This window comes from Acinetobacter soli (genome assembly GCF_018139125.1).
In the GTDB taxonomy this organism is placed as follows: domain Bacteria; phylum Pseudomonadota; class Gammaproteobacteria; order Pseudomonadales; family Moraxellaceae; genus Acinetobacter; species Acinetobacter soli.
This window is the reverse complement of record NZ_CP073241.1, coordinates 898,222-911,176: the sequence shown is the minus strand read 5'-3', so window position 1 is coordinate 911,176 and position 12,955 is coordinate 898,222. Positions and strand designations below refer to the sequence as shown.

General features: G+C 42.3%; 13 protein-coding genes. 5 read left to right on the top strand and 8 right to left on the bottom strand.

Translation table 11 applies throughout. From position 1 onward, the window contains the following. Positions 1-72: 72 nt before the first annotated feature. Positions 73-726, top strand: coding sequence for an oxygen-insensitive NAD(P)H nitroreductase (gene nfsB, locus KCV09_RS04105; protein ID WP_039909919.1), 654 nt, complete (start codon positions 73-75; stop codon positions 724-726). Positions 727-776: 50 nt separating this feature from the next. Here the strand turns inward: nfsB and KCV09_RS04100 are convergent, their stop codons facing one another. The 4 genes from KCV09_RS04100 to KCV09_RS04085 form a co-directional block, all read right to left on the bottom strand. After that, positions 777-1,628, bottom strand: a complete 852-nt coding sequence (locus KCV09_RS04100; RefSeq protein ID WP_151819991.1) for a DMT family transporter — start codon at positions 1,626-1,628, stop codon at positions 777-779. A gap of 60 nt (positions 1,629-1,688) precedes the next feature. Next, the gene (gene fba / locus KCV09_RS04095) at positions 1,689-2,726 is read right to left on the bottom strand and encodes a class II fructose-bisphosphate aldolase (RefSeq protein ID WP_055415384.1); all 1,038 of its coding nucleotides are present in this window, start codon (positions 2,724-2,726) and stop codon (positions 1,689-1,691) included. A gap of 121 nt (positions 2,727-2,847) precedes the next feature. Beyond that, entirely contained in the window at positions 2,848-3,132 is a 285-nt protein-coding gene (locus KCV09_RS04090; protein ID WP_004937345.1) for a hypothetical protein, read from the bottom strand. A gap of 119 nt (positions 3,133-3,251) precedes the next feature. Further along, entirely contained in the window at positions 3,252-4,439 is a 1,188-nt protein-coding gene (locus tag KCV09_RS04085) for a phosphoglycerate kinase (RefSeq protein ID WP_151815121.1), read from the bottom strand. Positions 4,440-4,594: 155 nt separating this feature from the next. On the opposite strand from KCV09_RS04085, the gene KCV09_RS04080 reads away from it, so the two are divergent. The 4 genes from KCV09_RS04080 to KCV09_RS04065 all read left to right on the top strand — a co-directional run bounded on the left by KCV09_RS04080 (position 4,595) and on the right by KCV09_RS04065 (position 8,540). Continuing rightward, on the top strand, positions 4,595-4,978 hold the full coding sequence (locus KCV09_RS04080) for a DUF2237 family protein (protein ID WP_039909918.1): 384 nt from the start codon (positions 4,595-4,597) through the stop codon (positions 4,976-4,978). 5 nt (positions 4,979-4,983) lie between these two features. Further along, entirely contained in the window at positions 4,984-5,571 is a 588-nt protein-coding gene (locus KCV09_RS04075) for a Maf family protein (RefSeq protein WP_104124294.1), read from the top strand. 17 nt (positions 5,572-5,588) lie between these two features. Next, the gene (locus KCV09_RS04070; RefSeq protein ID WP_151815122.1) at positions 5,589-6,755 is read left to right on the top strand and encodes a ribosomal protein uL16 3-hydroxylase; all 1,167 of its coding nucleotides are present in this window, start codon (positions 5,589-5,591) and stop codon (positions 6,753-6,755) included. Between the two features lie 114 nt (positions 6,756-6,869). Continuing rightward, positions 6,870-8,540 (top strand): FMN-binding glutamate synthase family protein, encoded by a 1,671-nt coding sequence (locus KCV09_RS04065; protein WP_151815123.1) that lies wholly within the window; start codon positions 6,870-6,872, stop codon positions 8,538-8,540. A gap of 464 nt (positions 8,541-9,004) precedes the next feature. Here KCV09_RS04065 and KCV09_RS04060 read toward each other — a convergent pair whose 3' ends face one another. Genes KCV09_RS04060 through KCV09_RS04045 form a run of 4 tightly spaced genes read right to left on the bottom strand, consistent with a single transcriptional unit; the run spans position 9,005 to position 12,829 of the window. Then, complete coding sequence (locus KCV09_RS04060) at positions 9,005-10,033, bottom strand: alpha/beta hydrolase (RefSeq protein WP_025095135.1); 1,029 nt, start codon at positions 10,031-10,033, stop codon at positions 9,005-9,007. Beyond that, a complete protein-coding gene (locus KCV09_RS04055) occupies positions 10,034-11,254 on the bottom strand; it encodes a YdcF family protein (protein ID WP_212515580.1) in 1,221 nt (406 codons plus the stop codon). It abuts the gene before it with no gap. Between the two features lie 12 nt (positions 11,255-11,266). Beyond that, positions 11,267-12,295 (bottom strand): UDP-N-acetylmuramate dehydrogenase, encoded by a 1,029-nt coding sequence (gene murB / locus KCV09_RS04050; protein WP_228301585.1) that lies wholly within the window; start codon positions 12,293-12,295, stop codon positions 11,267-11,269. A gap of 24 nt (positions 12,296-12,319) precedes the next feature. Then, complete coding sequence (locus KCV09_RS04045; protein ID WP_004937328.1) at positions 12,320-12,829, bottom strand: low molecular weight protein-tyrosine-phosphatase; 510 nt, start codon at positions 12,827-12,829, stop codon at positions 12,320-12,322. Positions 12,830-12,955: the final 126 nt, after the last annotated feature.

Sequence of the window (12,955 nt, the reverse complement as noted above, 5' to 3'; positions counted from 1 at the left end):
AAAACTGCTTAGGCTATGCTAAAAACCTTGATTCGCTTCATATTTATTGAGTGTAACTAAAAGGTTTTAATGATGGATGTATTAAACGCCACACAAATGCGCTACACCACAAAAGCGTACGACGCTTCAAAAAAAATTCCAGACCACCAATTTCAACGCTTACTCGAAATTCTTCGTTTAACACCGTCATCGGTTAATATTCAGCCTTGGCATTTTTTAATTGCAGACAACATAGAAGCCAAAACACGAATCGCCAAAGGACTGACAGGTCGTTATGCCTATAATGCACCTAAGGTACTAGATGCTTCACATAGCATTATTTTTTGTACGCGTACCGATGTCACACAGGAACATCTAGAGCAGCTACTCAAACAAGATGATTTGAACGGACGTTTTAAAGACGAAAAAGCCAAAGAAGCTCAAGGTCAAACTCGTGCAGGCTATGTCGAATATTATCGAAACGAGCAGCAAAATCTTTATGGCTGGATGGAAAATCAAACCTTTATTGCGCTGGGTCAGCTTTTACTAGCGGCAGGTTTAGAAGGCGTCGATGCCACGCCGATGGGTGGATTCGACGAAGAAATCATCAGTCAGGAATTTGCACTTGCTGAAAAAGGATTGCGCCCATCTGTCATTGTGTCACTAGGCTATCGTAGTGAAAGCGATTTCAATGCCCAATTACCTAAATCTCGTCTCGATGACGCAGTTATTTTTACCACACTTTAATGATGATACCTAGTGCTCATCGGGCAAAACACTCTGTCCGATGTAGCAATTTACATGGCTTTCGCTAAGCACAGAATTCCAAGAACTCCCAAGATCAGACCAAGCACAGCTTTCCAATCGGTACGCTCTTTAAATATGATCATTCCACTTAACACACCAAATACCACAACGAGCAGATTCATGCCTGCAAATACAATCGCAGGACTGTCTTTGAGCAACACATGTGCCTGAACATACAACGCAATATTGGCAAAATTGAAACCTCCAAGTAGCAAACCACCCAAAACATTTTTAATTTGCATGTTTTGTTTTGCAAATACATAGACATAAACAAAGGAAAATACAAATGCCATGATGAATACCAGATTCAACGTCATTGGTAATTTCAGGCCTAAACTGCTGGTATATTTAAGTAAAATATCAATTAGCGCATATCCGGCCCAAACACCAACCAACCCGCTCCATGCTTTTCGATGATTGACTGAAATATGCTCGGTTTTGCTCATCACAATCAAGGCAACCGCGATGAGTCCTAATCCCATACCGAGTACTTTAAAGGTACTCATGGCCTCATGAAAAATAAAAAAAGCGGCCAGCAACGACAACACCACTGAAAGACGCTGTGCAAGTTCAGTTTTTACGATACCGGCGTGCTGTAACGACTTGGCAAGTAATAAAAATACGCTCGGCAATGCCATTGCTAACACGATAATTAACCACCACGGCGTGTGTTGAAGAGACAGATGCGCAATATCTGGCTGAAACCATAAAAAGCACAGCAGGCTGGCACTTACATAATTCCAGACAATCAGTTGAAGCGGTTCAAAGCCTTTCGATTTGAGCACTTTGAGTAAAACAGACACCAGCACGCTACAACATGCTGCCAACACAATTAATCCCATGGTATTACCTCATAAAAAAAGAAAAGCCCAACAAGTGGGCTTTTCAAAACGTCGAGCTAATTATTTATAACGACTTACCATCGCTTCTAAAGAAATAGGACGAATCTTGTCTGCATTGCCCGCTGTACCAAATGATTGATAACGCTCGATACATACTTGTTTCATTGCATCAACAGTTTTTGCAAAATATTTACGCGGGTCAAATTCGGCAGGATTTTCCGCCATGAAACGACGAATTGCACCGGTTGAAGCCAAACGTAAATCGGTATCGATGTTGATTTTACGTACACCGTGCTTGATTGCTTCAACAAGTTGCTCTACTGGCACACCGTAAGTTTCGCCAATTTGACCACCGTTATCGTTGATAATTTTCAACCAGTCTTGTGGTACAGAACTTGAACCGTGCATCACAAGGTGTGTATTTGGCAACGCAGCATGAATTTCTTTAATGCGGTCAATCGCCAAGATATCGCCTGTAGGTGGACGGGTAAACTTGTAAGCACCATGTGATGTACCTACTGCAATTGCAAGAGCATCGACATTGGTATCTGAAACAAACTGAGTTGCTTCTTCAACAGAAGTCAAAAGCTGTGAATGGTCTAATACACCTTCTGCACCGACACCATCTTCTTCACCAGCAAGACCAGTTTCAAGACTGCCCAAGCATCCGATTTCGCCTTCTACAGATACGCCACACGCATGCGCGAGTTCAACAACACGACGTGTTACATCGACGTTGTAATCATAAGACGTTGGCGTTTTACCATCTGCACCAAGTGATCCATCCATCATGACCGAGCTAAAGCCCAACTGAATCGAACGCTGACATACATCAGGGCTGGTTCCATGGTCTTGATGCATTACCACCGGAATATGTGGCCATTCTTCGATTGCTGCCAAAATCAAGTGACGTAAAAATGGAGCGCCTGCATATTTGCGTGCACCTGCCGAAGCTTGAACAATTACAGGTGAGTTGGTTTCATCCGCTGCCAACATGATCGCGCGCATTTGCTCAAGATTGTTTACATTAAACGCTGGTACGCCGTAGTTATGTTCTGCAGCGTGATCCAAGAGCTGGCGCAATGAGATAAGTGCCATAATATCCTCCCAGGTAGTGGCACCTATTCTACAGTGTCATGTATTTCAATTCAGCAACAAATCACACAATTTCAAAAAAAAATCCCTGTATTTGCAGGGACTTTTATAAAACCAAAGCGTATTACTTGGCTTTTTCTTGATTCTGCTCAGTTGCTCCAGCATTTTCAGCAGCAGGTGTCGCTGCATCTGCCGGCGCATTCGAAACAGACTCTGGAATATCTGTATTTTTTTCATCCATAACGGGCTTATCCAAAGCATCAATTGCAGCTTGCTGCTCTGGTGTCACTTTTTCATCTGCTGGTGCCGACTGTCCTTGCTGTGCTGCCGGTGCATCGTTCTTTTTAGAACATGCAGTCAATGTTAATGGTGCAATAATTAACGCAGCGAGTAGAATGTTTAACTTCATCAGATTGTCTCATCACGGGTGATTCGTTGGACAGATTTTATTGCAGATATATGACAGTTCGATGAATCTCATATGAAAAAAACCAGCCTTCAGGCCGGTTTTTTTAAGCAAGTGAGCGATTAAGCGCGTTCGAGCAATACAGCTACTGCTGGTAGAGTTTTACCTTCAACGAACTCAAGGAAGGCACCGCCACCTGTTGAAATATAGCTAATCTTGTCTGCAACGTTGTATTTGTCAATTGCTGCCAATGTATCACCACCACCTGCAATCGAGAAACCTGCAGATTCAGCAATCGCTATAGATAAAGCCTTGGTGCCTTCGCCGAATTGATCGACTTCAAATACACCCACAGGGCCATTCCATAAAATGGTTTTAGACGCTTCTAAAATTTTAGCAAATGCTTTTGCTGTGTCTGGGCCAACATCTAAAATCATGTCGTTGTCAGCAACATCACTTACTGGCTTGATCGTCGCTTGTGCTGAGGCAAGTGAGCCTAGGAAATCGTCAAAATGAATTTGTGAAGCGTCTGCTACGACCACATCAGTTGGTAATGGCACACTCACCTTAGCGGTAATACTTTTTGCCGTTTCAATCAGATCGGCTTCATAAAGTGACTTGCCTACATTGTAGCCCGCTGCAGCGAGGAAAGTGTTGGCAATACCACCACCTACAATTAACTGATCGCAGATAGTAGAGAGTGAATTGAGCACATCAAGCTTCGTTGAAACTTTCGAGCCCGCTACAATTGCGACCATTGGTTTTTCAGGAGTTTCCATAGCACGGCCCAAAGCGTCAAGTTCAGCTGCCAACAATGGCCCTGCCGCTGCAACCGGTGCAAAACGTGCAACGCCTTCTGTCGACGCTTCTGCACGGTGCGCTGTACCGAAGGCATCCATTACAAATACATCGCAAAGTGCTGCATATTTTTGAGCAAGTTCAGGATTATTTTTCTTTTCACCATGATTAAAGCGCACGTTTTCAAGCAAAACCACTTGACCTGACGCAACCTCAACACCTTCGAGGTAATCTGTCAAAAGTTTAACGTCTTGCCCAAGCGCCTTAGAAAGATACTCAGCGACTGGAGCCAACGATTGCTCGGCTTTAGGTTCACCTTCAACAGGACGCCCCAAATGAGAACACACCATGACTGCAGCACCTTGAGCCAATGCAGCTTGAATGGTAGGCAATGCAGCACGTAAACGGGCATCACTGGTAATTTGACCATTTTTTACGGGTACATTTAAATCTTCACGAATTAATACTCGTTTTGTATTTAAGTCGAGGTCCGTCATACGCTTAAAGTTCATTGAGTGCTCTCTTTTACTCTTATGAAAATTATAAATGGCGACATTTTAAATGATTATGATAAAAAAAGTGAGTTTTTTTATAGAAAAGCTGTCGAACGTCTTCATTTTCATTATGATAGATGGAGTTGTACTACGAAATTACGATGCAAAGCCTTATGTCTATTCATCCAGATCCAAAAATTAATAAGTTAAACGTACTTGGCGAACCGTTGGCAAGCTGTTGTTTCGATCCAATTACAGGGTATTTCCGAAATGGATTTTGCCATACAGCCACCACAGACCTCGGTCAACATACTGTTTGTGCAGAAATGACCTCGGAGTTTTTGAGCTTTTCACAAAAAGTCGGCAATGATTTGATTACGCCGCTACCAGAAGTTGGTTTTCCGGGCTTAAAACCTGGTGATTTCTGGTGTATCTGTGTGTCTCGCTGGGTGGAAGCCTATCAGGCAGGCAAAGCGCCCAATGTGAAATTACATGCGTGTCATCAATCGGTGCTGAGTTATGTTCCCTTAGATATCTTGCTCGACTACGCGGTTTAAGCACCATGCAGCAAATTATTTTGGCGTCGAGCAGTCAGACCCGTAAAGCATTAATGGATCGTTTGGGCATCACCTATACTGCCCTATCTCCAGATATTGACGAAACACCACGTGGCGAAACACATGCCGATCAACTCGCATCTCGTTTGGCCTACGAAAAGGCGCAGCATATTGCAAAAGACTATCCAAATGCTGTAGTGATTGGTTCGGATCAGGTTGCATGGCGTATTCATCAGCCCGATCAATTTATTGGAAAGCCGCTGAGCGCTGAAAATGCTATTGCACAGCTCAAGCAAAATTCGGGGCAAACGGTGTGTTTTAGCACAGGTTTGAGCATACATCATAGAGCTTCAGGTTTTGAGCACACGCTTATCGAGCATTATCAGGTAAAATTTAGAGTATTGACCGATGCTGAAATCGAGCGCTATGTCGCCATCGAGCAACCTTTACAGTGTGCAGGGAGTTTTCGATGTGAAGAACTAGGTATCAGCTTATTTGAATCGATGCAAGGATCAGATCAGACCACGCTGATGGGCCTTCCCTTAATTCAAGTGTGTCGTATTCTCCGCTCTTTCGGTCTTGCTTTACCTTAATTTAATATAGGCAATCTATGTCTCTTGCTCTTGATGTACTTGGCGGAATTACCGCAGAACAATTTTTAAATGAATATTGGCAAAAAAAACCATTGCTGGTTCGCAATGCCATGCCTGAAATTATCAATATTCTTGAACCTGATGATGTGAAAGAACTGGCCCTAGAGGAAACAGTCAGTGCTCGTCTCATTAAGCAAAAAGACAAAGATCCAAACCAATGGAGTGTCAAATCGTCTCCACTGATTAAGGGTGATTTTCAGAAATTACCAAAGCTCTGGACACTGTTGGTTCAGGCTGTAGACCATTATTCTTTTGATCTGGCAGAACTTTGGAAAAAATTTCCATTCATTCCACAGTGGCGACGAGATGACATTATGGTGTCTTACGCACCTAAAGGTGGCTCAGTAGGCCAGCATTTCGACTTTTATGATGTTTTTCTGGTTCAGGGATACGGTCATCGCCGTTGGCAACTTGGGCAAATGTGTGATGAAAACACAGCGTTTGTCATAGGTCAGCCCCTCAAGTTATTACCAGAAATGAATGTACACTTTGATGAAGTTTTAGCGCCAGGCGATTTACTGTACGTACCACCTGGGCTGTCGCATTATGGCGTTGCAGAAGATGACTGCCTCACTTTTTCGTTTGGCTTTCGTATGCCAAACGTTGCGACCATGATGGATCGAGTAAGCGATCGATTTGCAGACAACGCCTTACTCAAAAATCCCGTGATTGATATCATGCGAGATCAGGTGGGCCAGATTGGAGAAATGACCAGTAACGAGCTGGCTTACTTAAAGGCTAAAGTACTCGATCAGCTTCAGCATTCAAGCGACTTTGAACACGCCTTAGTTGCGCTGATGTCTGAACCTAAGTATCCAGATAACATTCCAGAACCTGACGAAATTGAAGCCGATGACTTACGCGAAATTTTGTCAACGGGTTATGAGCTATGTCTGGAGCCTGCATCACGATTGCTTTATACCCAACAGGATGATCAGCTACTGTTTTGGGCCAATGGTGAAGCGTGTTGTATCGATGATAGGTTTGCCCCACTGCTGAAAGCACTTGCAGATGGTCAGGTGTTACCGTTTGATGCGCAATTTGATCATGATGAATTTCTTGAAGATCTAGCACAGTTGTTAAATGATTCGGTCTTAATGCTGCTACCACCTGAAGAAGAATAAAATTAAAAGTGCGAAGAATTGACATAATTCTTCGCACTAACAATTCGTTACTTGAGCTTCCTGATTGTTCTTGGCAAGTTAAACATAGAACAAAAATCAAGGAAATTGCTTGAAATGGCTAGCCCGGCGCAAATCATTCGTCATAAATTACTCAATACTTTCTTCTCGCGGCACTCTGTCTGGTTTCTATGTATGCTGGTTGCAATCAGTATTTCATGGTTCCATTTCACCCACACACCCCATTATCTGTATTATTTTATTTCCGATACTGTTTTAAATGTAATCTGGGTCATCACCAGCATTTTAAGTGTGGTTGGATTATACGATGTGCTTCAAAGCAAACACTCTATTTTAAGAAATTATCCCATCATGGGTCATTTTCGTTTTTTATTTGAAGATTTTCGCCCTGAAATTCGTCAGTATTTTATTGAATCAGATCAAGATGCCTTGCCTTTTTCACGCATGCAGCGCAGTTTAGTTTACCAGCGCGCCAAAAACCAAAATGCAGATAAACCGTTTGGATCGATTATCGATGTCTATCAAAAAGATTACCGCTTTATGGTGCATTCACTGGTTCCATGCCCACCTGCGGATATCAAAAGTTTTCGTATTAACATTGGTAATGCTCAATGCACCAAACCCTACAGCGCATCGATCATGAATATTTCTGCGATGAGCTTTGGCAGCTTGAGCGCCAATGCAATTCGTGCGCTCAATAAAGGCGCTCAAATGGGTCACTTTTATCATGACACCGGTGAAGGTAGTTTAAGCCCGTATCATCTTGAATATGGGGGTGACATTGTATGGGAAATTGCCAGCGGCTACTTTGGTTGCCGTACGCCTGATGGAAAGTTTGATCCTGAAAAATTCAAACAACAGGCCGAACTTCCACAAATTAAAATGATTGAAATCAAACTCTCTCAAGGCGCAAAGCCCGGGCATGGCGGCATTTTACCTAAGCATAAAATTACTGAAGAAATTGCACAAATTCGTGGTGTGTCTCGCGACCAAGATTGTATTTCCCCACCAAAACACTCTGCGTTTAATACACCTATTGAAATGATGCACTTCATACAGCAGTTACGTGAACTCTCTGGCGGCAAACCGGTCGGATTCAAACTATGTATTGGTCAGCCTTGGCAATTTATGGGCATTGTTAAAGCAATGCTGGAAACCAAAATTGTGCCAGACTTTATTGTGGTGGATGGCTCTGAAGGCGGTACAGGTGCGGCACCGATCGAATTTAGTGATTATATTGGTACACCGCTCAGAGAAGGCCTTTTATTTGTGCACAATACCTTGGTCGGTGCAGGATTAAGAGATCAAATTAAAATTGGCGCCAGTGGAAAAATTATCAGTGGTTTCGATATCGCCAGTACGCTTGCATTAGGAGCAGACTGGGTCAACTCTGCGCGTGGCTTTATGTTTGCCGTTGGCTGTATTCAGGCCCAAAGTTGCCATACGAATCAATGCCCCGTAGGCGTCGCAACCCAAGACAAAGATCGTCAAAAAGCCATCCATGTACCGACTAAAGCTGAACGTGTATTTAACTTTCAAAAAAATACCTTGCATGCACTGGCCGAAATTATCGCAGCTTCTGGTTTACAACATCCGTCAGAAATTAAGGCACATCATTTAGCACAGCGAGTGAATGATCGCGAGATCAAAAACTATGCTCAGTTACACTTCTTTTTCAAAGGTGGAGAACTTCTCGACTGCCATGAAAAAGATGACGAAAACTTTTATTACAGAATGTGGAATATGGCGATGGCCGATCATTTTTAAAAAGCACACCATCCATCAGGCGCATCTAATCACTTGATTTGATTGCGCCTTACTTTTTTAGAGGTACAGACATCAAGGTATGACGACTTAAATAACACAGTACGTCTTATCACAATTGATCTGCTCGTTCAAAACAATAAAAATTACGCTGCAACATCTTATTTAACTTAAAATCTTTCGCTATTGACTTAATCATTCTATTTAAAATGAAAGTTCATATCAGCGAGATTTAATGTTTGATATCTCATGAAGCACCAATTTAAATGATATTGTACCCATCATTCAAACTATCAAAGCATCATAGATTGATGAAACAGATAAACTATTAAATTTAATCATTTTAAATAGCCATTACACCAACATTGAATATACATTGTAATTACAAAAGATATTCAAATTCCATTACTTGCTACAGTAAAAAGCCAGCGTTTGAGGCTAGCTTTAATTAAAATAAATACTAAGACTTAGTAGTAATGATGTTTAGGACGCGCATGCAAAAATGCAGGAATTAACCCCGTGAGTGCAGCGCGAATATCCGCTCGCTCATTAATTAACTGATGCGAGCCTTCTTCAAGCATGAGTAAGGTTTGCAAACGAAACTTACGCCGAATGAACTCAATGTTATAGCGCCAATCGACAGTTTGATCGAGTGCGCCTTGTGCTAACCACACCGGGATCCTACAAGGTGGTCGCTCTTCCATTTCAAACATCCATTTAGACATTGCCAGAATCCAGTCCATCCCCATCATACGTGGTTGTAACGGATCTTTAAGACGCACAAAACGTAAAAATTCAGGATTATGATTGTTGCGTCTAAAGTGTCTTGGTACTTGACGGCGTATTCTGCGAATAATGCCAAGCCCGACCGGATTATGCCACCATGCGGTTTTGGCAGGACGAATTAAAGGTGAAAGCAATAACACCCGATCTACAATAGGATCTTGGCGTTTCTGTGCATATTCGAGTAAATGATGCATCCAGATTGCACCACCCGTACTTTGTCCAATACCAACCCAAGGCTTTGGCAGCTGGTTTGCATGCTTCACGTACTGATAAACTGCTAGCAACACGTGTTGATAATGATCAAAATTTTGAATACTCGCCGGTGAGCCATCACTCAAACCATGACCGGGTAAATCGTAAGTGAGTACACTAAAACCTTGATCCAGAATTTCTCGGATAATCGGCTGATAAATACCGCTATGCTCTAAATAACCATGCAGTAAAAAGACAGTACCCAATGGAACATCACGTTCAGGTTGAAACACCTGAACATGCAATTTAAACAATGGCATTTGAATGTAGCCCTGCCAGTGCTTCGCAGACAATTGATCGAGTCCGTACAGTTTCTTATAGGCCAGTAAATCCCGAGATGGTTGCATTTCGTGATTCAGATTCAGTTGTGGCAAAATCTGTGGAGTCTGCTCACGGTTCGGGACTGGCAGGTCAAGTTGCTGTAATACTGTAGGATTTAGAAATGGAATATCTGACATTTAGGGCACCTCACGACAACCACTTGAGCCAAAAAGCATATCCCGTACTGTGGCCAAAAGTTCGTAATTGGCACGGCGACTATGATCATAATTTTGCTGGCTCGGCTGCCAAGCGCTTAATTGAGTAGGCATTGGAGCTTCAACTGGAATGGTTTCAATTCCATTCAATGCAAAAAGACGCCGTGTTCGCGGCATATGATATACATCTGTTACAAGCATCACAGTCGGTGCTCCACCTTTTTTCTGAAGCAATAAAGAGCTAAATCGCGAATTTTCACAGGTATTCATACTGCGGTTTTCAAGCAATTTTGCTTCTACGCCTCGTTCTTTTAACCATGCTTGCATATAAGGGGCCTCAACACCACTCAATACAATCGGTAATTTGTATTTTTTTTCAATTTCCAAAGTTTTTTCTAGGCGAAGTTTGGTGTAAGCATTCACTACAATATCTTTACGATTGTCTGCGAGTGTCAAACCGCCACCTAAAACCACAATGGCATATGGTTTGGCATGATAAGACGAAGCTCTGAGATCACTTTGATTTTGTCTGATAAACTCGATATCCTCGGTAATTTCATTTTTACTGGCTTCGTCTTCTGGTGTTGTAACAGGATGTGTTTTTAAAAAAACAATATATTTGTCACGTAGTGCCTTATTTTCAGAGTGATTTAAATCAAACAACTGGCTCACAATTACACTTGAGGCTGATGCTGGATTCTCTGGATTCTCTGGATTCTCTGGATTCTCTGGATTCTCTGGATTCTCTGGATTCTCTTTTTCATGCTTGGCAGCATCTTTTACGTGAGTCGTCTCATCTTTCTTGGCCAGTAAAGGCACACTGGTTGCATTTTTTTCGTCTTCTTGCTGCTCTTTAAGTTGCTCATCTTCAATGCGCTGTTGTAGTGCGCGATAACGCGCTTGTAACAGGCCAAGTTCTTCAAACTTCTGTTGACTCATGGCCTCTTCGACTAACCGCAAATAGGCTTGACGTGCAATCCAGAGATTTGAACCAGGCTCTAGATTTTCATGCTCGCTAAGCGATGCATTTTGCTGACTCTTTGCAGCCACTTGATTCACTTCGACAGGTACAAAGTAATTCAGTCCCTTTACGATCATTTTTGAATAAAACGGCGTGTAGATAAAAACCATTAGACATGCGGCAAGTACGAACAGTATAGCCACTGCTCGAACAAGTCGGATCATCCAATGTATTTGTGTCATACAGTTTTGTTCCTAATGTGAAGTAATCAAACCGTTTGAATTGAACAGCACGGGTTCAGGCTCAAGTCGAACATTAAATTTTTGTGCGACATCTGATTGTACTGCTCGGTAAGTGTGCTGCACATCGGTCAAGGTTGCATTGGCATAATTCACCAGAACAAGTGCTTGTTTTTCAAACATTCCTACACAGCCGAGCTTTTTACCTTTCCAGCCAGTCTGATCGATCAGCCATCCTGCTGCAATTTTGGTACGTCCGTCTGGCTGCGGGTAATGAGGAATCGTAGGAAATTTTGTATGGATTTGCTCAAATTCCTGCGATGAAATCACTGGGTTTTTAAAGAAACTACCTACATTAGGATATTCTTTAGGATCTGGCAATTTGCTTTGACGAATCGCAATCACTTGTTTTTGTAAATTTTCGGGGGTTTTGTCATCACCAACCGCTTTGAGCAAATCACCGTAATTTAGCTTCACTTTCGGCGTTTTGAGTAATTTAAAACTGACATGTGTAATGACATATCGCTCAGGATCATCTTTAAAAATACTGTGCCGATAAGCAAATTTACAGTCTTGAGCATCAATGGACTTTACAGCCTGAAGCTTACGATCATACACATGAACCTGTTCAATAAACTCACCAACCTCAACACCGTATGCTCCAATATTCTGAACTGGAGATGCACCCACCAACCCCGGGATTAACGCCAGATTTTGAAGTCCATACCATCCATTTTCGGTAGTTTTTAAAACAAATTCATGCCAGTTTTCGCCTGCACCCACATTTACCAGTACATGCTCGGCGCTTTCATTGATTATTTCATATCCTTGAATATCCATATGAATCACCAACGCATCCACATATTGTGGCAGCAACATATTGCTCCCGCCAGATAACACGAGTACATTGAGATCATGAGTATGGGCATATTCGAGTGCATCGATTAGTACGTGCAAAGAATTGATCTTGACATAGTGCGATGCAATCACATCAAGCTGTAACGTATTAAATGGTTTGAGTTGAATCTGTTGTTGAATGTGTATCACGTTAAATCCTGTTTTGATCCACTATCCGTGGTGTTCACGTTTAAACTCGGCTACCCATGCTGCAGCACTGGATTCGCATTGATCCAATACACGTTCGAATCCATCTGCGCCGCCATAATAAGGGTCTGGGATGGCTTTGTGTTTGTATTTAGGATCATGTTCACTCATCAAAGCCACTTTAGAGCGTACACGTGATTTTCCAAAACGTTTAATCGCCTGACGCTCTAAGGTTTGAATGTCTTCAAGATTTTGATGATCCATCGCCAAAATCAGATCAAACTCAATGAAGTCTTCAAGCTGAATCTGGCGAGCACGCAGTGATGATAGATCATAGCCACGCTTTAAAGCATGTGCTTGAGAACGCGCGTCTGGCGCTTTATTGGGATGATAATTGCTGGTGCCGGCCGAATCGACAGTTATATTGAGATTATTTGCATCACACGCGTGTCTTAATACGATTTCAGCCGTTGGCGAGCGGCAAATATTACCTAAACAGACACATAACACCTTATAAGGCGTTTGAGATGACATATCAAACCTCAGCAACAGATCACGATGAATAACTGTTATGTTAAGTGATTTAATTCACGAATCCTATAGAATCTCTTAAGAGTTTCGTGATCAAATGATTTGTCGATCAAAAAGCATTCTTTTGAT